Below are 23672 nucleotides of genomic sequence, written 5' to 3'. Positions count from 1 at the left end.
GATGGCCGCCGTGTCAGACTTTGCTTACACAGCGGGAACGATGGGATCAAGCATGAACGCAGAGCCTCCTTCTTTTTGTGCTGCCTTCATTTTATCATAAGAAAAAGAAAAGCGAAACCCCGCCCTCTTTTGAGAACCAAACATGAGGCTGCCAGAGCGCGGCATGGATGTCTTGGCCATGCAAGAAACTGGGTCCTGCATTCCGGCTTGACGCAGCCAAACAAAACTCACGCCTCGATGTTCTGTTTGGGATAGAGGTTGGACAAAAGGATGACGGTCTCATCATTACTTGCGTTAGGTAGGGAATTGCTGTCATTATCGATAATCACGTCTTGCGACGAAACACCATCAAATTCAAGAGGGACTTTGAAACGAACGCTCTTGATCCAGAGGCCGTTTGGCTGCCGCTCAGGGTAAATCTGTACGCTATCTAGCAGTGCGTGCATGATTTCCTGTTCGTCACGCTCCGGCATAATGTCCATCATGTCAACAATGATCCGCATGGTTGCGTACACTTCCTCAGCCGTAGCAGCCTTGCTCCCGGCGTTTTGGATAGCAATACTTACCTGATTGATCTTGCTGTCCAATTCGGCAATACGCTTCATACGCTGGCGCAGTAACCCTTGCAGGTCATCGTACATTTCGTCGTAGAGATCATCGTCGGCGTCAAGCTCCATAATCTTCGATAGCAGCTTGGACTTCTGGCGTTCTTCCTTTTTCTTTGTGGCAGCGAGAGTATCAGCTTCCGCCTGCAAAGCATCCAGATTGGCGTCGGTTCCGATGGATTTCATGATATCCTGCGTGAAATCCATATTCCGCAACGCTTCCTGGACCACGCGGCGCACCTGCTCATTCACATCGTCCTGCCGGATATGCTTTGTGTATGTGCAGCGCTGGCCGCTCACGGTTTTGGTATTCTTGCAAATGTAGTACCACATGTCCGAATAGAATTCGCCGGAACCGTCTTTTTTCTTTTTCCTATTCACCGCGCCATACATCGGCGCACCGCAGACAGGGCATTTGACGAGACCGGAAAGGATGTGAGCGTGTTCCGGGCTGTATCTTTTTTCCCGCTTATAGGCATTCAACTCGCGTTTTACTTGCGCGGCTTGCCAGAGATCGTCCGAAATAATGGCCTCATGCTTGCCGTCAAATGTTTCATATTCCGCCTGTTTGACAATGTGGTATTCGTTTCGTGTTCCTTCGATTTTCTCGTTTTTCCGGCGTCCGTAGGCAATTTTTCCGGCATAGACTGGATTGTCCAATACACCCCTCACGAAAGTGGTTGAAATCCGACTGTATATCCCATTTTGGCGGGTCTGCTTACTATATCCGTTCTCATTCAACCATTTGGCAACGCCATTTATACCCATATCAGACTGCACATATTTTTCGAAAATTAGCCGAACAAGCGCAGCTTCGGAATCTTCGATGACCAGTACACCATCCTCGATCCGATAGCCGTATGGAGCCTGACCACCGTTCCATTTGCCTTCGCGGGCCTTCTGCCAACGCCCGGCCATCGTCTGCGCCTGGATGTTTTCGCGCTCCAACTCGGCGACACCGGCAAGAACAGGAAAGAGGATTTTTCCGGCAGCACTGGCAGAATCAATCCCATCTTCCACGCAGATGAGATTGACACCGAAATCCTGCATGATCTGCAAGTTGTTCAGCACATCAGCGGCATTCCTGCCAAACCGGGACAGCTTGAACACCAGCACATAATCAACATGATCCTCATTGTCGTTCTGTATCCGTTGCATCATGGCTTGAAACTGCGGCCTGCCGGTGGTATTCTTGCCGGATTTGCCTTCGTCCGAAAAGACGGCAACCACCTGCAAACTGCGGTGAGCAGCCTCCTTTTTCAGTCGATCTTGTTGTGCATCCAGACTGTATCCGTCCACCTGCATCTGCGTGGAAACGCGGGTATAGAGATAACAGTGTTTCTTTGCTTGATTCATATGTTGCCTCCTTTATTTCAGGAATTCATACTCAAACAAAGTCGGCACTATAGTAGCCATTTTTTTCTGCCCCTTCCTGTATCTGATGCTCTTTCAGCCATTCACGCAGAAGGGCAGAAACCGTCATGTCTTTATCTAATGCAATCTGCTTGAGCGCCTTGCGCTCTTCCTTTGTCATCGTGATCGTCAAATTTACCATGTTTCTTTCTGCCATTTTGATTTTCCTCTCAACACAGAATTCTGTGTTCTTGTGTATTTGCGTAATAACATAACACAGAATTCCGCAAAAATCAACATATAATCATAGAAAAAACGCATATATATCAAACTTCTTAACCTGTATGCACGCGCCCAGAGGGCGCGGCCGGGTGTAGGTATGAAGATCTGACCGGACCGGCTCGCCGACCCCGCATACAGAAAGGAGAAAGACCATGAAGATCCTGAGAGTCGAACCTGAGAAATCCCCTGAGATCGTCGATATGGACGGCACGCTCGAAGCACTGCAGGCAGCAGTCGGCGGCTATATCGAGGCCGTGTATCCGTTTGACGACCCCGTCGCAATCGTCTGCAACGACGATGGCAAGTTCAATGGAATGCGGCCGAATCGCGCCATCTATGACGCAGACGGAGAGATCATGGATATCATCGCTGGAACGTTCCTGATCGTTGGACTGGATGAAGACAATTTTGCAGAGTTGTCCGACGAGATGGCCGCCAAGTACGTCGCGCTATTTGGGACGCCAGAGGCTTTCCTCCGATCCGGAGACCGCATCCTCGTCTTTCCCATGGGCCCGGACCCGGACGTGTGTCCGTTCTGACCGTATGCCGCTAAATATAGTTAGACTATATCTATAATAAGAAAGGGTGACGCAGATGTCTGATCTGACTCGTAAATACATTGCCGATCTGGACGCCGGAGTGCGTGACTTGTTCGCGTCTGACCGCTGGAAGAATTACCTTGATTTCCTTTCCCGATTCCACCGCTACTCCGCGAACAACACAATCGCGATCTACCTGCAGCGTCCGACTGCATCTCTCGTCGCCTCTTTCAGTGACTGGCGCCGCAAAGGGCGCAATGTCAAAAAGGGCGAGCACGGGATCAAGATCCTAGCGCCGCATACCGTCAAGGACGTTGACGACGATACGGGCGAAATCAAGCAGCGCCTCGGTTTTCACATCGCGTACTGTTTTGACGTATCGCAGACCGATGGAAAGGACCTTCCCGAAGGCCCGGCGCATCAACTGACCGGCACTGTCGATGGCTTTACCCGCATCTGGGATACGCTCCTGGCTGTATCTCCTGTGCCTGTGTCGGTCGAGCCGATCACAGACTGCGAAGCCAACGGATACTACAGCCATGCTGACCAGCGCATTGTCATCCGCGACGGCCTGGCAGAGCTGCAGCGCGTCAAGACAGCAATCCATGAAATCGCTCACGCCATGCTGCATGCCAAAGGTGCGGAAGAAGCCGATGCAGACCGCAGCACGCGGGAAGTACAAGCCGAATCTGTGGCGTATGTCGTCTGCCGCGCCCTGGGCCTGGACACTTCCGATTACTCTTTCGGATACGTCGCGGGCTGGAGTGCTGACAAAGAGCTCAAAGCCCTCAAGGCGTCTCTTGACTGTATCGTGCGCACGTCCGACAAGATTCTCAAGGCGTTCGAACCTTCCGAAAACAACAGCGGCCGGGAAACCTCGGCCGCTTGATCTCACAAAAACCATCATAAAATCGACAAATATATTGACTTTTTGTGCAAAATATATTATAATATGCATAATTCGAAAAGCAATATGCTTTGTAACGACACCGTGCATACATTTCCGCATGGTGTCTTTTTTTGTCCACATGAAACGAAAGGAGATGCGTGTATGGAAATGAGCGTCCGAGACTATAAGCGGGCCATAGCCGACGGCAAGATCGACAACTGGTCGCCCAAGGATATCGAGCAATGGCTGCACTCCGACGTCGGCGGGATCGTGGGCCAAGACGCAGCCTGCCGGGCCGCGGCCATGATCGTGTACAACCATTTTGAGCGCCGCCCTTCTGTCTCCTTGTTTGCGGGACCGACCGGCTGCGGCAAGACTGAGATCTGGCGTGCACTGCGACGCGAATACAGCGCCGGCAACGTCCACATTATCGACGCATCGACACTGACAGCAGAAGGCTGGCGCGGCAGCAACAAGATCTCGTCCATATTCAGATCGATCCGTCCGGATCGCCGTGGCCGCTGCATCCTTGTCCTTGACGAATTTGACAAAGTGCTGGAGCCTCAATACGGCGCCCAGGGCACCAATTACAGCGATCTGATACAAAATCAACTGCTTCGCCTGTGCGACCATGACACGCTCTTTTTTGGCGCTGGCGATGACAGCAACAGCGCCCTGTCGGTTGACTGTGCCGGTGTATCTGTAGTGATGCTTGGCGCGTTCTCGCGGCTGCGTGAGCGCAAGGCGATTGGCCAGAAACACATCGGGTTCGGCACCGTAACCGCCCCCGCCGGAGACATACAGACCGAAGAGATCACAGTTGACGATCTGATCAAGTACGGTATGCGGGCCGAGCTTGCGGGTCGCATCAACCGTATTGTCTGCATGGATTCTCTGACAATCCGGGACCTGGTACGGATCGGCAAAGATGAGGCCGACCGCCTCTCACTGCTGCTTGACCGGCCTGTCGATATCGCGCCAGATGCCCTGATCATGCTGGCGCGTATTGCTCTGCACAAGGGCCTCGGCGCCCGCTGGATGAAATCCAAGATCGGCACGATGATTGAAGACATGATCTATGATGACCCAGATGCGCCGCGCTATGTGTTCGAGTATGAGCCACCGGATGCAGACAAACGCAGACAGGAAGAATTTAGATAAAGTACAATAAGAGACCTGTTGACACTACCGGAAGGCTCGGACACAGGCAAACCATGGGATAAAGAAGAAAAAGCGCAGATAGCAGAAAAGGCCGTTGCCCTCTTGTGGGTAACGGCCTTTTCTGAAATATGATCGACTCTCAGATGTTATACCTATTCAGCAATAGGTCTCATCGTCAGATTGTCGTTGTCACCGATAATAATTTCATTGATAGAGGTGATACCTGCCACTTTTGCAGCAGAAATGACCAATCTTCGCTCATACTCTGGCATTCTCAGACCAAGGGCAATACTACTGGGTTTCATTTTGATACAAGGGCGATTAGGTCCCACGATTGGGCATAGCATGCGCCATTCTTGATCATATTCATGGCATTTCTTCTTAATTAGCGAGATCTTTTCGATTTCCCAGTCTAAATTTATAAAAACAGATAGTTTTTCTTGTATCAGCGGAGGAAGCACATTGAACGCTTGCACACCAATAGCATATCTGGTTGCATCATATTTAACATCAGAATAAAGTACAGTTTACAAGGGACTACACAGGGTAGGTATCTGACGGGAGGGGTGCCGCCAGTCAGATTTTCCATGTGATGTTCAAGCTGTCGCTTGTGGCGGCTATGGTGGTGATCATCAAATCCACCACACGCCGCTTGTCATCAAAAGATACATTCTCCCAGGTATCGAGGTAGCCGGAAATCTGGCTGACCTGTTCCGGGCTGATGGCCTCCACAGTCAACTCCGCTATCCTTGCCAGAAGTTCCTGCTTGCGCCCGTCCAGTTCCGCTATCTTCACATTCACATAGGAGAACAGGACATTGTTTGCCCCCGTCAGACTGTCCACCAGCTTTTCAATCTCGCTGTCTACATGGGCAAGTTCCACTTGCAGGGCGGTGATTTTCGGGTTTGCCTTTGCCGCTTTCTTTTTTCCTGTCAGCGTCTTGTAGCTTGCCAGCTTCTTTACCATCTGCTGATAAACAACCGCTTCCAGTTCCGAAGTGATGATTTTCCCACAGCCAGGACAGCTTTTATTGTCCAGCCGTTTCGTGCAGCGGAGATACTGTTTGCCGGAGGGATTGTAGATACTCATAAGAGCATACCCGCAATTCCCGCACTTGATTTTTCCTGCCAGCCATGTGTGGGTGGCTTTCCGGGCAGACTGGATTTTCATGTTGTTCATCAGCTTCTTGCGGCAGGTCAGCCAGGTGTCGGAGGGGACGATACCCTCATGGGGAGCCAGTACCAGCATTTGGTCTTTTAAGTCGTTTTTCTTGCTGGCCTTTACATCTCGCCCTTGATACAGATAGCAGCCGTTCATGCCCGTAAAATCGGCAACGTCATTGACAATGACTGTACCTTGACTTTTGAAAAATTCGTACACATCAAGGTCTGCCTGCACATAGACAGGATTGCGTAACATCTGCGCCAGCGTGGGGCGTATCAGCTCTTTGCCATGGAACAAAATCCCCTGTTCGGCAAAGTACCGGGTAATGTCCCCGTAGGAAGTTGTGGGCTGGGCGTACATCTCAAACATCAGCCGGATATTGGCCGCTTCCTCCGGGTTTACCACCAGCTTCTTTGTGTTGATACCGTCCATCTTGATAGGCTCCGTATGGAAGCCGTAAGGGGCTTTCCCGCCCATCTTAAAGCCCCGCTGACTGCGGGAGTAGTAAGCGTCCGTTACCCGCTTCTGTATCGTTTCCCGTTCAAGCTGGGCGAACACGATACAGATATTCAGCATGGCCCGTCCCATCGGCGTGGAGGTATCAAACTTTTCCGTAGAGGACACAAACTCCACATTGTACTGCTGGAACAGCTCCATCATGTTGGCAAAGTCCAGAATGGAACGGCTGATACGGTCGAGCTTGTAAACCACGACCTTTGCAATCAAGCCCCGCTTGATGTCCCGCACCAGTTCTTGAAACTTCGGACGGTCTGTGTTCTTGCCGCTGTACCCTTTGTCTGTGTATTCCTTGCAGTTACCGCCTTTCAACTCGTATTTGCAAAATTCAATCTGGCTTTCAATGGAAATGCTGTCCTTTTTGTCTACCGATTGTCTTGCATAGATTGCGTCTATCCGATTGTTCATATTGTCGCTCCTTTTCTTAAAAAAGAAACGGAGCTGCTGACAGTTCTATTATACCGCCAGCAGCCCCGCAAATCAATGATGGGTTTGGAAAACCTTATGTCCCGGCTTCCTCACTCTCCCGCTTGTCGGCGTACTTGCGGAACACCTCATAAAGCTGCTGTTCCAGTTCCCGGCGTTTGGCTGCTTCCTGTTCCGGCGTGAACACCGGGGAGAGATTTTCCAGTGTGATTTCCTTTCCCTGAAAAGTCACGATTTCGATTTCCTTTTTGTATCTGATATTACTTATAAGATCACCTTTCCTTTCCATGCTGCCGCTGTTGCCGTTTCAGTTCCGCTAAAATCTCCGGCGGGATACGGTCAACCAGCCGCCGCATATCGTCCAGTTCGCTTTTTAACTTCGCCCGTTCCATCGTGTCATTCATCTTGCCTTTTTCGCTGGCCTTTGCCCTGACTTCCAGCTTTTCATTTTCCGCTAACAAGTCATTGATTGTGACCTTGTATTTTTTCAGTTGCCCGGAGAAGTTCTCCATCTGCGGAAACCACTTTTTCAGCATGGAGAGGGCTTCCTCTTTCTTCTTTCCGGCGTTCAGCGGGGTAATGCCGGAGAGAACCGCTTCAATGGCCCTCGCCTGTTTGGAGAGGTTGACCGCCTGTTTGAACAGCCGGGTGGGGATATGCTTCCGGCCCGTCTTGCTGGCGCTTTCCCCACGCTCCAGGTCGGGGTACTGCTCCACCATACAGGCGTGAAAATCGTCCTGCCACTTCGTCAGATTGGCCCGGTTGCCGATAATTTCTTTGGCGCACAGGCGGTTGTCCTTTGTCAGCGGCACAAAGACCAAGTGCAGATGGGGCGTTTTTTCATCCATGTGTACCATAGCCGAAACGATGTTCTCCCGGCCCACCCGGTCAATGAGGAAGTCCGCCGCCCTCTGGAAGTAGGCCGCTATCTCCTTTGGGGACTTGCCCTTGAAAAACTCCGGGCTGGCGGTAATCAGCGTGTCCACAAACCGAGTGCTGTCCTTGCGGGTGCGGCATCTGGCCTGCTCGATGCGGCTCTGAATGAAATGGTAGTAGCGGCCATCCGGCTTGACGATGTGGAAATTGTACTTGCTCCGGCTGGTGTCAATGTCCGGGTTGCTGGCGTACTGCTCCTTTTTCCGTTCATGGTGGGCTTCCAGCGGCCCCGCCGGGTGGCCCTTGTGCTTCTCAAATCGCAAAATTGCGTGTTGTGCCATTGAACTCCTTTCCCCATTCCATTCCTTTCCGGCGGGTTTTCCCGCCGAAAATATCTCTGATAGGATTGGAATGGAATGAATGTAAATAGATGGTTTTAATCTCTGTATTTCTATATACCGTCAGATTTCCGTACTTCAAGAGGATTGATTTTCGTACTCGCCAAGTACGGTTTTCAGCCCTCCGGCGTACCATAACCGGATTTCTTGAAGTCGGTGTTTGGAACCGCTTCATAGGATTTCGGGTAAATGCGGTTGGGTTTTCCACAGCCCTGTTTCTGGATTTCCACCAGCCCCGCATACTGCAACTCCCGCAGGGTGTTGACCGCTTTCTGCCGCCCGCAGCGGAGCAAAGCGACCACCTCGCAGATGGGGTAGTACAGGTAGACCCGCCCGTACTCGTCCGCCCAGCCGTTCTTCCGGGACAACTCCGCCCGGCGCAGGACAAAGGCATACAGCACCTTCGCTTCGTTGCTCAAGGGCTGGAATGTGGGTGCTTCAAAAAGGAAATTGGGGAGCCGGGTGAAACTGAACGCCTTTTCCGGCTGGTGAATATAAATCGTGTTTGTCATAGCGTGTTTTGTGGACGGTTAGAGGCCCGTTTTCCGGGGCGAATGATAAATGATACCAGCCGCCCCGGTTGAGGGCTTGCGGAGCCTTGCAAATCAAGGCTTTTCCCGCTCTTAACTGTCCACAGCAGACCTCCTTTTCCGTTCACTTTCTGTTTTCTGCCGCCTGTGAACTCTGGCGGCGCAGTCCGGGCAGTATTTGCCCCGGTTGGACTTCGGGACGAACACACCGCCGCACTCCGCACAGCGTTTCAAGTCCCTGTCCCGGTAAATCTCCGCTTCCAGCGTCCTGTCCAGCGGCAAGACCGCCCAGCGGAACCACTTGCAGCAGACGGAGAACGAAATCATCTGCGGACAGGCGCAGGTGTCGCCATCGTCCAGCGCAAGGCAGTTTCCGTCCTCGCAGTTGCAGCACTCCCGGCGTATCAGGCCGCTGGCTCGTCTCTTCTGGGGCGGGGTTATGCGGTAGGGGGAGCCGTCCGGCCTGTGTTCCAGCGGCGGCAGGTGTTGATAGGGTCTTTTGCTCATGCGTCCCTCCGTTTTCTTTGGCGTGTTCTGTTTCCAAGGTGCTTGTCCATCGATGAACTATCCCAAGTCTACACCTTTTTGACCGCCTGTGCCGTATATCCAAGAGGTAGGAAATCAGCCTGAAAAACTCCCTATTTCCACGCTCTCGGATTTGTGATATAATAAAAAAAAGATAAAAGACAAATTCAGGTTTCTGGTCTTCTTGCACAAAATAAAGGAGGAGCTATTATGCAAATTGTTTATATTCCAAGCGAATCAATGTCTGTTCAAGGTAAAAAAGATGAAATCTATAAAAGATATGGGAAAGACTGGAATATTAGAGAACAGGGAGGAGGTAACGGAAATTGGTTGTTGACCAGAAAAAGTGATGTGCTTGTAGATGGAAAAAGTTATCGTACTTTTGTACTTGAACACTACGGTAAATCCAAGCTGACAGCGAAGCTTGTTGATAAATTTCGTGAAGATGTAGCAAATGGTAAAATAAAACTGTAAATGCCTATGCCGTTATGCTATGAGCATAGTACATAGCATAACGGCTTCTCTTTCGTTGAGCTAGCAAGGAGGGTGAATATGTCTTTATCCATACAAGAGCGATTAAAAGACCTACGTGTGGAGCGTGGCTTGACGCTGGGGCAGCTTGCGGAGCAGACCGGGCTTTCCAAGTCTGCGCTGGGCAGTTACGAAACGGAAGACTTCAAGGACATCAGCCACTATGCCCTTATCCGGCTGGCGAAGTTTTACGGTGTGACCGCTGATTATCTGCTGGGGCTGTCTGAAATGAAAAATCACCCAAACGCCGATCTTGCAGACCTGCGTTTGAGTGATGAAATGATTGACCTGCTGAAAAGCGGGAGGATAGACAATACCCTGCTGTGTGAGCTGGCGGCGCACCCGGATTTCCCCCGGCTGATGGCTGACCTTGAAATCTATGTGAACGGAACGGCACTGAAACAGGCGCAGGGTGCAAACGCCATAGTGGACACGATGAGCGCAACTGTTATAAAAAAGCATAATCCTGGCATGAGTGATACGCAGTTAAGACAGCTTATCACCGCCCATATTGATGAGGACGAGTTTTGCCGCTATGTGATACAACGGGACATAAACGGGATTGCCCTTGCTCTGCGGGAAACACACAAGGACGATTTTTTCAGCGTCCCAGAGGATAACCCGCTAAAAGAAATGCTGGAAACTGCTGGTGAAATCGTCAGCCAGGACAGCGACACGGAACAAGCGTACTTGGCGTTTATCTGCAAACGGCTCAAGCTGAATTTTAGGAAGCTGTCAGTAGAAGAACGGAAGTGGCTGAAAAAGATTGCGGAAAAATCCGACTTGCTGAAGAATCCAAAACCGCAGAGAGGACGAAGATAAAAAATGCCTGAACGGCGGTTCTGGTTTTTCAGAACCACCATCCAGGCATTTTGTTTAGTAATAGAAAAAGGTGCAGTTGATTATTGCGTATTGTCAATCTCTCTCAAACCGGGTAGTAAAAATACGGCAAGCGCAACGATGATAATGCCAATTCCGCAAATGACAAACCATTTCTCAACTCCCAGCCGCTCCGCCAGAGGCCCGGAAATGACAAGGCCAAACGGCATGGCGAGGGAAGCGGCGCTTGTCAGTAGAGAAAAAACTCTCCCCAGATATTCTGGTTTGACCGTTTCTTGAAAAATCGCATTTTGCACACCGTAAAATGGAGCGGAAATTCCCATAACAGTACAGCACACAACAAAGACAAGAAATGCGTCTGGCGGCAAAAGCCCGGAGAGCATATTGCTAACGCCCATCAGGAGAACGGAAAGACCGATGGTGTACCGCCGTTTCTTAAAACCGCCCCAAATGCTCAGAATGACTCCGCCAAGCAGCATACCAACCGCAAAAGCAATTTCAGCGGCAGAGGCATGGGCCGGTGTTCCTTTGAAGTATGACATACAGATGAGAGGAAAAAGCGTACTGATTGGCATATAAAAGAACATATAAATTACACCAATCCAGAGCAGAGCAAAGAGGCCCCTGTTTTGCTTTAATACCACATACCCCTCTTTCATATCCTGTAAAAACTGTTGTCTTTTCGTTTCTGGACATAGTTCAGGCGTTGGTATGGACGAAATCGCAACAGTCACACAGGCAAGGATTGCACCCACAATATCTAACAATATAATTGCATTAAGAGGCCAAACAGCATATAAAAACGCTGCGGCAGCTGGACTGATAATCGCACTTACTGCTTGCATGGTCTGCGTGTAACCAGCGCATTTTGTAAGTTCCTCTTTTGGCACAATCATAGGTGTTGCTGCGCTGAATGCTGGAGAATGAAAAGCAGTTCCCGCACTTCGGATTAACAGGACAACCATAATAGACCATACGGGCAATTCCATGTAAAACGCCACCAGCGCCAGAATACCGCCAGCGGCGGCAATTATCAAATCCGCACCAATCATTACGCTTTTACGGCTGTGCCGGTCAACAAAAGCACCTGCAAACGGGCCTAAACAGGCTTGCGGCAAAAATCCAATCAGTGTTGCCGCCGTCAATATGATTGCAGAATTAGTTTTCGCAACCAAATAAAAGATAATGGCCATTTGCAAAATACCGCTGCTAATAAAGGATATTGCTTGTCCGGCAAGAAGTGTAAAATAAGTTTTTCTCCATGAATTGTTGTTTTGGGTCATAATGCGAACCTCCTTTTTTATTGCATTGTTCCTTTGTTTCTGCAATAAAAAGCAGGCGTTGTCCCACAGAGAGGGCAGACGCCTGCATAACAACAAAGCACGAAAAAACACCACGATACAGTTCAAAGACTGCTCGTGTCAAACCTACGTGTTCCTTTGCATACGCACGCAAAAAAAGCCCACCATCATGTGGAAAGGTACTTCTACTTTTTATTGCTTATTAGCGTACACAAATTAACACACGTAAGCCTCCTTCCAATCTCAAACTGTCGCACAGTATAACACACATCCGATAGACTTGTCAACCATTTTTAACCTTGTTTTCCATCTTGTTTTTCCATCTCTTACGGGCAGTAGCAAAGCCAGGCGAGCCAGTCAACGGTCAAGATGAACGGCGCTTTCAGCGCCGCCGTTGACAGTCTCGCCCGTCTTTGCTAATGGGTAATCAAGGCGGGAAAGCCATTTTAGGGCTTTCCCGCCCATTTCAATTTTGGGAGAAGAAAGGCCCCAAAATGAACGAGTGCGGCCAAACACTTTTAGGGATTGGCCACCTTGTCCACCCATCCAGCGGGGCGGCGGGGAACGGTCAAGGCCGGGCGTCAGCCCATTCATTTCAGCCTTGACGGTTTCCTGCCGTCCTGCTACTTTTCCCGGAGTGTGGCCACACATCTGGTCACGGTGTCCAGAGCTTTGGGACTTTTTGTCCCATAGGCCGGGGGCGGAGGACGAGGGACGGGGGCTTTCATAATACGCCCTGTCTGCTGCTGAAATCAGCCCTTTGTTTCCGGCTTACCAGCCCCAAACAAAGCCCTGCTTTCCTGCCGCGTCAAATGCCCTTGCCCTCCCCGGCGGCAACGGTATTTTCAGGGCAACGCCGACAGAGCGTATAACACACTACACTTTGCTCCGCAAAGTCGTGTGCCAAATGGGGCGCTGCCCCCTTTGGAAACCCCCGCAACAAACAGGTGCTATGCACCCAGCCGGGAGCATAGCGCCGTTTGTTGTCAGCAGCCCGTTTCACGGTCTGCGTGTAGTTCCTTGTAAACTGACCTAATAGACTGGATAAACATTTGGCTTTATCTGATTCATAAAACAATTTCCGCAGTGTGCTTCTCTTCCGCATTGAAATACATCGGGGTCAAGCATATCATAAATCATGACAAATCCACTATGATTATCAGCATATTTTAGCCAAAGGCTCTCATTAAGAGGATCATCGCAAAAGCAAATAGAGAACAACTGCTGTTGAACCTTTTTTCTTACTTCTGACAAATCCTTTTCCATTTCAGGCAGGTTAGGAGAAGTTTGTTTTAGGCTTTCGATCATCGACATCAAGAAATCGTTGTCAAGATGTTGGAATCCGTTTTTCTCTAAAATTGACGCAATTTGTTGTGGACTTTCAGTATGCACCAAGGCTTTCAAAGAGTTAATCCCACTTCTAACTTTGGCATAATCAATATAAAAATAGGTATCAAATGGATCATCATATCTATCTGCTGATGAGAAAAACAATTTGTTTTCTTGTAATTGTTGTAAAGTGTTTTTATTTACTGACCGAAATCGGCACAGCATTTCAGGCGGCTTATAAACCGCTCTTAATTTATCCCAACATTCCTGCGAGTTTTCATGCAGTCCGTTCAAGGTATCCCAAAATAGCTTTCGGTCTTGTTTGCTCATATATCCACCTCCTTAATTTTTCTTGGGAATAGGAAATCAGGAATCTGTCATCGGGCGCATTGTGGACTCGACCAACTTGATTTCTTCATCTGAAAGGCCGAAATACTCATATAGCTCGGAGTCTGTCCAAGAACGAGTATAATCCATTTTGGGGACAAAAATGAAATTACTCTGTGAAATGTGTGCAGAGGAATAAGTTGTCCGCATCATAAAGCGTGGCAACTTACACATCATATACTTTCTGAAGTTTTCCGCCTCAGTTTCATTGTCAAAAAAGCCAATGTTCAGATAAGAGAACGAATCCACTTGCCCAGGATAGACAAGGTGAGGAGTAGACATTGAGCGATAGCCTTTTTCGGACTTTACTCCTGCCTCGCCATTCTGCGGAACCAAAATAGATATGCGAACCTTATATTTGTCAATCAAATGAGCGTTCTTGGTGACAACATCCCTGGAAATATAGCTCGTTTTGGAACTGTTGGCTCCGTCGCTATGGACGAGCAAAATATCTCCTTCCGTATACTCCTCATGCCCCCGCACTTTTGAGGGGATGCCAAATGTGTCGATTGCAGAAACCATTTCATCCACAAAGGAATCAGCTTTTGCCCTGATTTTTTCAATGATTGAAATTGCCTTGTTGGAGCGTATGAACAAATTTCCATATTGATTCAGAGAGCGCCGGAGTGCATCCTGTTCGCCTGAATTCATGTTAATAACAAGGCATTCATCTTCATGGTCTCTTTCCCAAAGGAAATAGCATAAGCCTCCGCCAATATCAACCGTTGTAAAGCAATCTTTGGAGTTTGCAAAGTCAACAAGTTTGGTAAGGTGTTTGTCGTTCAGCATATCGGCTCTGAAGGCATTCAATCCAATACCGCCGTTATACCAACGGGCTGGAATGATCATAGAGACATATCCAGGCTCTAACATCTTTGCCTGTTCTACAAAGTAGTTAAAGATAGGAGCTGCCTGCCGTGCAGCTCTGCCAGAGTCAGAGCCTCCATTTGTCATGGATTGATACGGCGGATTGCCTACTACAGCATCAAATTTCATGGTTTTCACCCCTTCCTGCTTCCAATAGCTGGGCTTCAGGACCCGGTCAACAAACTGCCGGGGCTTATTCTTCATCATATTGATCAGGTCATCAAAATAATGGGCGTTCACCGGAATATCCCGATATCCAGCCAGTGTGCGCCGGGTGATCTGCTTGGCCATAGGCGTTTTGCAAATCACAAACACATTTTCCCGCACAGCTGCATCCCAAAGCTGCTGCAATTTTGCATCATCCAGTTCTTCTTCGGAACAGGCGGCGCACCGGCTGCGGAAAATGCTGTATGTTACATACAAGGGATACAGGCCGGTTTTAGAGTTGATTTCCAGCACGCGGGCACCTGCGTTTGCAAAGGTATCGGCGGTCACTTTACCACGATCCACAAAGCGTGGTTCATCTACCATCTGCTCGTGAGCTTCGTCGTAAAAGTCATAGCCGCCCAGACAGTCGCTCATGTGCATATTCACTACCCGCCACGGGGTCAGAACGGTTTCCTTGTCCGGGTTTTTGAAGCAAGCAAACAGCTGTGCAATTTTCTTGACCCGCTCCGTGGGGGAAAGCTCATCGGCACTGAGAACCGTGATGCGAATCCGGCGACCAGCAGCCACAAGGATTTCCGGGTCATAGTATTTGATGAAACTTTTGAACATCTCTTTGGTGACACCGGAAGGCATAAATTCCTCCCAGGAGGAATCGTCCACGATGTCCACCAACTTTTCCATGGTGATATCCTCGTCAATGGGAATATCAGCGCCGTAAATCAGCAACGGCATACGGATAGAAATACCACGCAGGATGGAAATCGCATTATTTTTGAGCTTCTGCTTTTCCTTCATCTCCTGCAAACGCTTTTCTTCATCCGGTGTGCGCTCCCGCTTGGGCTTTTTCTCAATCCGGCCCAGTTCTTCGTATTCTTCATCCGTAAAGCCCTGGGCGTTGATGTCGATTTCTTTGGCCTTAGGTGCTGCCTTGGATGTGCCGACAATCTTTTTTAGGTTATTGAACTTCTCGATATCAAGTTCTTCCAGGCGCAGCAACTCATCGTTATATAGATTGGTGTCATCAAAACCGTTCTGTACAGCCCGTTCCGCATAGGCCCGCTTCAGCTGCTGGAGCAGGCGATTGGTGTCATAGGCTTTCATCACCGTGCCATCCACCGCAATCACCGGGCAATAGTTCAAAAACTCTCCCATGATTCGACGGTCGGATTCATTCGCCTTGCCCGCTTTGGTAGACAGGGCCGCAGATTCCGCTACCATTTTCAAGGTGCGGTCGGGGGCAAAGTCAAACACATAGCAGCAACGTTTGATCTTGCCGTCCTTGTTGCAGGGCGACTGTACCCGGAAGATGGTTTGCAGATAGTTGGCGGCAGAAGTGGAGAACGATCCGGCCAGCATAAACACAGCCGTCCACTCCGGCACCGTGACACCGGTGGTCAGCTTGCCGCAGGAAAGGGTGATGGTGTAGCCGTCGTTTCCAGCGCCGTTGATAGCCTGCCGCACCTTCTGGAGCGCGTCTTCAGAGCGTTCCTCTTCATCACCGTCACCGGCCACATTGACAATATCAAATGCACCGCAGCCAAAGACCGGATGCTTCTTCATCAGCTTGCTCAGGGCCTTAGCCTCTTTGACGCCGGGAACCATCCAAAGGGCATGGCGGAACAGGTTGCGGTATTCTTCGTTGGCATAAGGATAGTGGCTGTCTGGGTCGTCTTTTGTAATTAGGTTCAAAAAGCTCCAAACATCGCTTTCGTGGACGAAATCGCCCACCTGTGCAGTAGCTGGCATGGCCTTGTGGTCGTGCTTGATATCACCAGTCCAGACACGGAAAAACTCCCGGAAATTGAACGCCTTGTCCTCCAGCTCCACATAGCTTTTATCGGTCAGGATTTTACCCAGATCGTAGGTGTAGATTTTCAGCTCCGGCAACTCGTCATAGGGATTGGAATCTCCAAAGTGCAGCTCGTCCCACTGTGCTTTGCGCTGCTGCTCCATCACATAGTCCCAGGTGTAGATGTTATCGTCAAATTCCTTGAGAATATTGAACGGCGTACCGGACAGGGCAAGGAACTTGGTATTGTAGCCGTTTCCTTCCTTGACCAGATTTTTGATGACATCATCGCCCAGGGCGGTGGTGGTTCCTTCATGGGCCTCATCCACGATGACCAGATCCCAGTCCAGTGAGAACACTGCATCGTTCTTATCGAATTTGCCTCCAACGGTGGAAGAACCACGCAGATCCTGAATAGATGCAAAATAGACGAATTTTTTGCCGCTGTTCAGCAGATCTTCGATGGCAGCCCCGTGGCCCTTGGAGCCGTAGGTGTAGTCATCGGTATTATAGAAAATCTTCTGAAAATCCTCATACCAGCCATCGTCCACCACAGGGCGGTGAGTAACAATAATGGTCTTGGCAAAGCCAGACTTCTTAACCACCTGAAGGGCAGAAAGGGTTTTGCCGAAACGCATCTTTGCGTTCCAGAGCATCCGGCTTCCCGTTTTGAACTGCTTCAGCGTTTTCTCGATGGCTTCTTCCTGCTCCGGGCGGAACACGATGGGAGTAAACCCTGTACCTGTCCCCATGCCGGACAGGTTAGGCTGGCATTTCTTTACCGCTTCGATTGCTTTCAGGACGGTGGACAGATCGACCTCAAACCATTCTCTGCTGGTGGAGTTTTTCAGCTTTTTCTTGGGGATGCCGGAGTTCTCCAGCACCCGGTGTACATCATGGTCCCGGAAAGCTTTCAACACCTGCTGTCCATCCTTGCCTCTAACAAGACGGACAGCCAACTCGGTATGTAGCAGCTGGGCAGAAATACCAGCTGTGTTCGTGTACTGCTTAATCCGGCTCAGCGCCGCCTGATTCAGCGCCTTACAGTTGGGGAACAGGGCATCAATGGAAGCGTCTGACTGAATTGTCGTATCACCAATTTTCAAAAGTCCTTTATGGGTCTCGTCATTGATGGCAAAAACATAAATCAATTTGTACTCAAAAGAAGTTCCAAATACGGTTTCCATTATCGTTCCCCCTTCACCAAAGAGTAGTATTCCACGATCACTTTGGATCGCCAATCCTTGATTTTGCACCGTGACTGTGCAGGCTTTTGCACAATCAGTGTTTCTGTTTCTATAAAGTCAAACAGAGAAAGCTGGTTCATCTCTTCCTGAATATCACAGAGCGGTGGGCCATAGGTGAGCCCATCCATCTGCCACAGATTCCAGGAAATGATGGTAGCCACTTTTTTAAGCTCATTGAGCGTAGGTGTGCGCTTCAGTGCATACCGCATATAGTCAATAAAAGTATACAGCAGGTTTTCTCGTGCAAGCAATAAGTTGTCACCTTGGAACTCAAAACCGTACACACTTTCATAAGCTCGATACGCCCATTTCAGCCATTCGCTTTCGTCGGAGGCATTTTCGGTCACCACACGCAGCTTGCGATCCAGTAAACCAATTCTGGAAAAAAGTTCGATAGGCTCACCGGTTACAGTATCATAGCGGCTCACGAGATAGGGGGCCTCACCGCAGGAAACCTCAATTCTCCGTGCATCCACATAATGCTTCCAGGTGTGCTGCTTATCCTCAGAAAACACGACCTGTTTCGTTGCCGTCCAGGTGCTGTCTTGCTGGATATTAAACACATTAGACCGACCAAACCAATGCTCGTCCACCAAGTTGTTTTGCGCGTTGCAGATCCAGGAAGGGGTAAACACTTCCGCCTTATCTCTGGTGCGGCTGTTTTTTTGCTCATGTGCCTTTGCTACACGAGGCTGAATCAGCTTAGAATGAACGCCAGTGATCAGGCTGGCGTAGATTTGCTCTGTCGCTGCATAAAGCTCCCCATGGGAGATATAGTCACTGGTTGCCCAGATAATGTTCTCATTTGTTGTTCTGTCTTTTAGAAGGATATCAAGCAGTTCACGGCTGTATTGAGCAATATCTTCTTCGATCACATCCAGTTTTTCTTCAAATTGCATGATACGCCTCCTCTCTATCATTATGGCAACTCATTGTTGGGACTCCGGGATAAACTCAAGGATATCATCCACACCGCAGTCCAGAGCGATACAGATTTTCTCAATGGTCTGCATGGCAATATATTCATCCCGCTTCAGACGGGTAATAATATTCAAACTGACCCCCGCCTGCTTAGCTAACTGATTATTGGTCATCTTTCGGTCGATCATCATCTTAAATAGCTTATTATACTGAACTGCCATAAGTATCCTCCAGCCTTTTACAGGTTTGTAGGTGTCTATTAAATTATATCACGAACTCGTGATAATTTCAATGAAAGTGAAAGAACCATCTGTGTTGAAATGCGATATTATTCATCCGTCACCATCGATATTGATTTGAATGTGTTGTTACTTGCTGCGTCACATACTCCGGCAAATGGTGACGTCTGTGTCTAGCACTGGCGCGGCTTCGTGGCCGCCCTGTCACCTGTTGTGCTTTCGGATCACACCATTTCCGTCGATTTTTGCGCAGGCAGTCACTGCCTTCCGCTCAGTGCTGGAGCGGCATGAGCTCCGTTCGCCCTGTCCGGGCTCAGCTCCGCAGGGTAAAACAAAAAAGGGCATAAGAGGGGGTGACGCAGCTTCGCTGCGCCCGGCATAGCCGGTACCCCTCTTACAAGCCCCTGACGGGGTGCCCATGCCGCCCTCTCGGCGGCGAAAAATAGAACAATTATATCAACTGCTGGGCAACTTTCGGCCCACAGTGTGGCTCAACCTTGGGCCGATCATGGGCCACAGCGCGGCTCACTCTTGGGCTCGTTATGGCCCACAGAATGGCTCACTCTTGGGCCTAGCTTGGCCCACTGCGAGGCTCACTCCTGGCCATAGGTCGAGAGGACGGACGATACAGACACACACGAGACCGCCGGCGGACGCACGGTGGAGCGGATACAGGCAGGAGCGAAACAGATGCAGCCAGCCAGCATATCATTCAGCAGTCACACATGACGTCACTGATAATATCAAGCTCATATCGTCGATTGTGTGCAGTGTGTGCACTCGGTGTGCAGTTAAAATGCACGCGATTTCAAGCAAAAAACACTCATAAATGGCAAGAATTTTCATTGTGTGCACTTTGTGCAGTTTTTTCTTATAAAACCTATATATATAACATTTTTATGTTTTATATAGGTTTTATATATGTGTATATATATAAGAAATGTCAGAAAAAAAGTGCACACACTGCACAAGTGCTGTTTTTAGGATAAAAAGCCTGATAAATGAGAAGAAACATGTGTGCAAAACGTTTGCACACGAGTGCACACGAGTGCACACGTGAAGATGGAATGAGCAGCGAGGCCGAGTGATGGTATGCTCGTAAAGGTCTTGATCGCCTCTGCCCTGTATTCCTATCCCGGAGTTTGTGCGGACAAAAAAGACCACGCTGTACATCCAGCGTGGTCTATGCTTTTATTCTTCGGTTGTATCGTCATTGGCAAGCTGCTGCCAAGGGGTTGTACGGATGAGGCCGCCCTTGTTCCACTGCCGCGGCTTAGCTTTGCCCGTATTGTCGACGTAGCACATCTCATCTGTGTTGAGGCTACCTGCGTAGCGACGCACCTTGTCAGGTGATATAAGCCCCCATGCGTTGGGGTTGCAGAATTTGTTGCGGCCGTGTTTGCGAGTCTCTCTGTAATCTGACAGAGGGGATTGCACGTATCTCAGATCATCCATGTCAGTGCGCACTCGGCGGCCCGGCTTAAAAAACTCAACACCATACGCATTGTTGTTGGCCCACTGCTCGAGGTCATCGCGCAACACGCGCATGCTCTGCTCACGCTCGCCGGTAACATCGCACCACCGCACATACATCTCGTACAGCAGTTCCAGGGGCATCACTCGCATCTTGAGACTAGGCACAACATCGTCCAGGAATCTCAGAGACGGCATAGACTCTGTCAACATCTCGCGCTTATTGGGCTCCAGCGCTTTCAGCGATTTGGCGTCATAAGCATCATAACAAGGCATACCCATGGTCAGCTTATAGGCCAGCCACTCTGCTACTTCCTCACGCAGCACGTAATCAGACTTGATATACGGGCGAGAGTCATCAAAAGATCGTTCAAACCGGATGACGACAGTATGCGAAATAATGCTGTCGTTTTTTTCCGCAAAGATGGGGGCTTTGTTCGACTGCTGCAGCAGCAGTCCTCGGAACGTATACGAGAACGGCTTGCCGTAGATGGTTCTGAACGGCATCTCCTGTCCGCGGGCCAGCATCTTAGCCGTAGCACACTGGTCAACGTATGTTGTGCCGCTACCGCTGTCGGACTCTTCACCGACAATGGCATAGGCCGTAAGAATGTTCTGGGCCAAATTGTAATCCTTGCCGAGCGACTCGACAGACGCAGGGATGACGCGCTGTGCATCGCTGCGCAAATCATCATCACCTTGATCTTGTGTATCTTTGACGATCAGGCGGCGCATCATAGACCAGATGGCACTCTTGCCGTTGTGCCCACGGCCGTTGCCGTTGACCCAAAAGTGATACAGGCCGGGTGCACCGTTGAGACGCCGCACCATAAACTGCATGGCTTGCCAGATGATCATGTTGCTGGCTTTGCCCTCGTCAGTTGTCATATCAAAAGGATCTGTCAGCATCTGTCCAGGGTGCCAGTCTGTCCCGTCATTGTCGTTGTGGATAACAGGCTCAGCGTAAACACCTGATGCATCTTTATGGAGCACAGCACCTGGTCCTTCGGGATGATATACCGGCAGCTTACCGAGGCTGATCTGCGTTGGGTATTTTGCATCAAAATCCTCGTCGTCATACTTGGTCAGCTTCCCTGTGCGGTAGTCCCAGACGCCGTTGCGGAACCAGATCAGCATGTTGTCGTCCTGCAAATATACGCACGGCGCCTTGCACAGTTCGCGGATAAACGTCGCGATGTCCTGCTTTGTCCCGTTCGGGCAAAGACGCTGGAAGATCATCATAACCTGGCTCGTGTTATCGTCTTCGTCGACAACATTATACGTACCTGACCACTTCCAGGCGTCTGCCTCTCTGTGGTACTGCTTGGCAATGATCTTGTGGCCGCTTGTGCCTGTCTGCATGAGGCGGATAGCACCTGTACGCATGATAATACGAGCGACAATGTATCCAGGCAATGCCTGAGGAGGCTTGAGCTTCGCATTACGCGGCCGCGCCTGGTTTTCAAGTTCGAACAATATGACCATCGCCGAGAGTATCTGGCCGCGGATCTGCTCAGGTACATCGCCCGACCGATCGAGCAGATCAGGGAGAGTCAATCTGTCGAGCGTGTCAATCACACCATCTGCAGCCCTGTTGATCAGGCTGTCGCGGTCTGTGGGCTGCGTCTGCTGCTTTACTTGAGGCACAGGTTGTGCTGTGGGCTGCTGCGACTGTGTTGCCGAGGTATGTGTGGTAGAGTCAATATTCTGTTGAGGTGGATCGGAGTGTATGTTTGTATTTGTCATCTTATGTTACCTCTTATTTTTTCGAGGTAACATTGGAATGCGTATTAAGCGCTCGTCGTTTACCTCTTAATCGATCAATATCAGCACGCATCTCGCGCAGCTCGCGTTTTCCAGCTTGGCATGTCATTTCGCCAATCGCACGAGCGACAGATTCCTTCCGGTCCTGCAGAGTGGTCATTTTTAATCCGCACGCCACAAGCATATCGTATACATTTCGGCGGGCTTTAGCTCCTGTTGCAGATGGGTAGACTGCCTCATAATCATCTAGTGCTGTGATAATCAGCACTGCACCTGAAATAATATCGGCATCTCTTCTGTCCCGGTGTAATTTCTGTAGTTCTGTCATTAGTGTTCCTCCTCTTTCAAGTTTAGCGGGTTGTGTACTTCACCAGTGGTCTCGTTATAGGACAAGCCATACTCACGGTACCAGTCGATTGGACCTGGAGACCAGAGCGTCGGATATGCTGTCCGAGCGTCGGCGATCATCTCGTCGTAGGTCATAGGCCATCTGTCGATCTCATAGTCGCCATGTACGGCACACAGCCGACCGTAATTATAACTATATGGCTCATCGTCTCGCGGCTTACGCCTGTAGGACGCAAATCCAATCTGGCCGTTATGGATCTCGATTGCATAAACCTTGCCAGGGTAGATCATCGGCCCATATGTGCTGCCGTCTACCGCTGCAATCATTCCACGGCCGATTTTGCGCCAATCAGGATTGCCAGAAGCTTGGAGCATGTATGCGCCAAATGGCAAAGACCGGCGGGCTGCCGAATACTGTCGCGGTGTCATGGTTGTATAATCTTTCATTCTGCTTATCACCTCGCTATCATACATCTGCGAGGTCGCCGCCGAACTCTTTAGCCACTCGGCCTGCATAGTCAGAATGATAGAGGTACTTGGTATCTCCGATGATTCTACGGACCATGTGATGGTATCGACACTGGTCTGCTCGCTCGCGGATCTTGTGCAGCAGATTGGCGTACGCGTTGGAAACTTCTTTTGTTGCTTCCTCGCGACCGATCTCGTACGCCAGTAGGATCATCTTTTCGATGCTCGCCGGTTTATCAGGATTAGCCATATCTACTGCGGGGCTGTTCCAGCCTGTTTTTGCGATGCTGTGTACTCGTTCGTTGATTGTCATGGTGTTTTCCTCCTTGATGATGATGTAGTCTAGATAAGTTTGAAAATAAAAAAGCAGCGCAAATAGACACGTATTACGTATCTATTTGCGCTGCTGTCCGGGTCGTTGTAGGATCCTTGTTTGCGGTTTTTGCTCTTGGACTTGTCCGCTCGCCCGCACTCCGGTGTCAGTACCATCGCCGGCGGCAACCAGGAGAAATCCGTCGGGTCATATGGTGTTTGCCCAAATAAGTTTTATATTAGATTTTTCATTCGGTGGCTATCTTCTCGATATTTCCTTGTGTTTTTAGCATACTACTTTTTCTCTGTTTAGTCAAGATTCCGACTGATTTCATAAAATCCGATTTAACCTCATAAATCAGGCTTTTTCCAACTTTAATCAGATTGCGTAAAATTTTTTGTAGGATTGCACAAAATATACTGA

The 23672-nt window shown here is 49.7% G+C and carries 21 protein-coding genes; 5 read left to right on the top strand and 16 right to left on the bottom strand.

What is annotated here, in order from left to right; translation table 11 throughout:
* Positions 1–227: 227 nt before the first annotated feature.
* Both B5G12_RS03490 and B5G12_RS03485 read right to left on the bottom strand, forming a co-directional pair.
* On the bottom strand, positions 228–1961 hold the full coding sequence (locus tag B5G12_RS03490; protein WP_087323815.1) for a recombinase family protein: 1734 nt from the start codon (positions 1959–1961) through the stop codon (positions 228–230).
* A gap of 31 nt (positions 1962–1992) precedes the next feature.
* Positions 1993–2175, bottom strand: a complete 183-nt coding sequence (locus tag B5G12_RS03485) for a hypothetical protein (protein ID WP_087323813.1) — start codon at positions 2173–2175, stop codon at positions 1993–1995.
* 217 nt (positions 2176–2392) lie between these two features.
* Between B5G12_RS03485 and B5G12_RS03480 the strand changes: the two genes are divergently transcribed.
* The 3 genes from B5G12_RS03480 (at position 2393) to B5G12_RS03470 (ending at position 4829) form a co-directional block, all read left to right on the top strand.
* Positions 2393–2779: a DUF3846 domain-containing protein gene (locus B5G12_RS03480; protein WP_087323811.1), complete on the top strand. Its 387-nt coding sequence runs from the start codon at positions 2393–2395 to the stop codon at positions 2777–2779.
* 55 nt (positions 2780–2834) lie between these two features.
* A complete protein-coding gene (locus tag B5G12_RS03475) occupies positions 2835–3668 on the top strand; it encodes an ArdC-like ssDNA-binding domain-containing protein (protein WP_087323809.1) in 834 nt (277 codons plus the stop codon).
* Positions 3669–3830: 162 nt separating this feature from the next.
* Entirely contained in the window at positions 3831–4829 is a 999-nt protein-coding gene (locus tag B5G12_RS03470) for an AAA family ATPase (protein ID WP_158099674.1), read from the top strand.
* Positions 4830–5405: 576 nt separating this feature from the next.
* Here the strand turns inward: B5G12_RS03470 and B5G12_RS03465 are convergent.
* The 5 genes from B5G12_RS03465 to B5G12_RS03440 all read right to left on the bottom strand — a co-directional run bounded on the left by B5G12_RS03465 (position 5406) and on the right by B5G12_RS03440 (position 9246).
* Complete coding sequence (locus tag B5G12_RS03465; RefSeq protein ID WP_002575864.1) at positions 5406–6917, bottom strand: recombinase family protein; 1512 nt, start codon at positions 6915–6917, stop codon at positions 5406–5408.
* Positions 6918–7011: 94 nt separating this feature from the next.
* The gene (locus tag B5G12_RS03460; protein WP_321118048.1) at positions 7012–7203 is read right to left on the bottom strand and encodes a hypothetical protein; all 192 of its coding nucleotides are present in this window, start codon (positions 7201–7203) and stop codon (positions 7012–7014) included.
* A gap of 4 nt (positions 7204–7207) precedes the next feature.
* Positions 7208–8152, bottom strand: coding sequence for a MobV family relaxase (mobV, locus tag B5G12_RS03455; protein WP_002575862.1), 945 nt, complete (start codon positions 8150–8152; stop codon positions 7208–7210).
* A gap of 173 nt (positions 8153–8325) precedes the next feature.
* Complete coding sequence (locus B5G12_RS03445) at positions 8326–8721, bottom strand: replication initiator protein A (protein ID WP_002575861.1); 396 nt, start codon at positions 8719–8721, stop codon at positions 8326–8328.
* Positions 8722–8832: 111 nt separating this feature from the next.
* Entirely contained in the window at positions 8833–9246 is a 414-nt protein-coding gene (locus tag B5G12_RS03440; protein WP_002575860.1) for a cysteine-rich VLP domain-containing protein, read from the bottom strand.
* 228 nt (positions 9247–9474) lie between these two features.
* Between B5G12_RS03440 and B5G12_RS03435 the strand changes: the two genes are divergently transcribed.
* Entirely contained in the window at positions 9475–9738 is a 264-nt protein-coding gene (locus B5G12_RS03435; protein ID WP_002575859.1) for a hypothetical protein, read from the top strand.
* Between the two features lie 78 nt (positions 9739–9816).
* Positions 9817–10617 (top strand): helix-turn-helix domain-containing protein, encoded by an 801-nt coding sequence (locus tag B5G12_RS03430; protein WP_002575858.1) that lies wholly within the window; start codon positions 9817–9819, stop codon positions 10615–10617.
* Positions 10618–10697: 80 nt separating this feature from the next.
* On the opposite strand, the gene B5G12_RS03425 is transcribed toward B5G12_RS03430, so the two are convergent.
* From B5G12_RS03425 to B5G12_RS03380, 9 genes are all read right to left on the bottom strand, one after another.
* Positions 10698–11918, bottom strand: coding sequence for a Mef(A)/Tet(V) family efflux MFS transporter (locus B5G12_RS03425; protein ID WP_002584949.1), 1221 nt, complete (start codon positions 11916–11918; stop codon positions 10698–10700).
* A 1050-nt stretch (positions 11919–12968) separates the two neighbouring features.
* Complete coding sequence (locus B5G12_RS14290; RefSeq protein ID WP_144064089.1) at positions 12969–13595, bottom strand: hypothetical protein; 627 nt, start codon at positions 13593–13595, stop codon at positions 12969–12971.
* Between the two features lie 36 nt (positions 13596–13631).
* Entirely contained in the window at positions 13632–17663 is a 4032-nt protein-coding gene (locus B5G12_RS03405) for an Eco57I restriction-modification methylase domain-containing protein (RefSeq protein WP_087323803.1), read from the bottom strand.
* Positions 17663–18622, bottom strand: a complete 960-nt coding sequence (locus B5G12_RS03400) for a restriction endonuclease subunit M (protein WP_242955911.1) — start codon at positions 18620–18622, stop codon at positions 17663–17665. The genes B5G12_RS03405 and B5G12_RS03400 overlap by 1 nt, the downstream gene beginning before the upstream one ends.
* A gap of 30 nt (positions 18623–18652) precedes the next feature.
* Positions 18653–18865, bottom strand: a complete 213-nt coding sequence (locus B5G12_RS03395; RefSeq protein ID WP_087323799.1) for a helix-turn-helix domain-containing protein — start codon at positions 18863–18865, stop codon at positions 18653–18655.
* 1209 nt (positions 18866–20074) lie between these two features.
* Complete coding sequence (locus tag B5G12_RS03390) at positions 20075–22102, bottom strand: hypothetical protein (RefSeq protein WP_087323797.1); 2028 nt, start codon at positions 22100–22102, stop codon at positions 20075–20077.
* Positions 22103–22115: 13 nt separating this feature from the next.
* A complete protein-coding gene (locus B5G12_RS14285) occupies positions 22116–22448 on the bottom strand; it encodes a hypothetical protein (RefSeq protein WP_144064088.1) in 333 nt (110 codons plus the stop codon).
* On the bottom strand, positions 22448–22915 hold the full coding sequence (locus tag B5G12_RS03385; protein WP_144064087.1) for a hypothetical protein: 468 nt from the start codon (positions 22913–22915) through the stop codon (positions 22448–22450). The genes B5G12_RS14285 and B5G12_RS03385 overlap by 1 nt, the downstream gene beginning before the upstream one ends.
* 19 nt (positions 22916–22934) lie before the next feature.
* Positions 22935–23249, bottom strand: coding sequence for a hypothetical protein (locus tag B5G12_RS03380; RefSeq protein WP_087323793.1), 315 nt, complete (start codon positions 23247–23249; stop codon positions 22935–22937).
* Positions 23250–23672: the final 423 nt, after the last annotated feature.

The organism is Faecalibacterium sp. An58, from assembly GCF_002161515.1.
Lineage (GTDB): Bacteria > Bacillota > Clostridia > Oscillospirales > Ruminococcaceae > Faecalibacterium > Faecalibacterium avium.
This window is presented reverse-complemented; position numbering and strand designations above follow the sequence as displayed.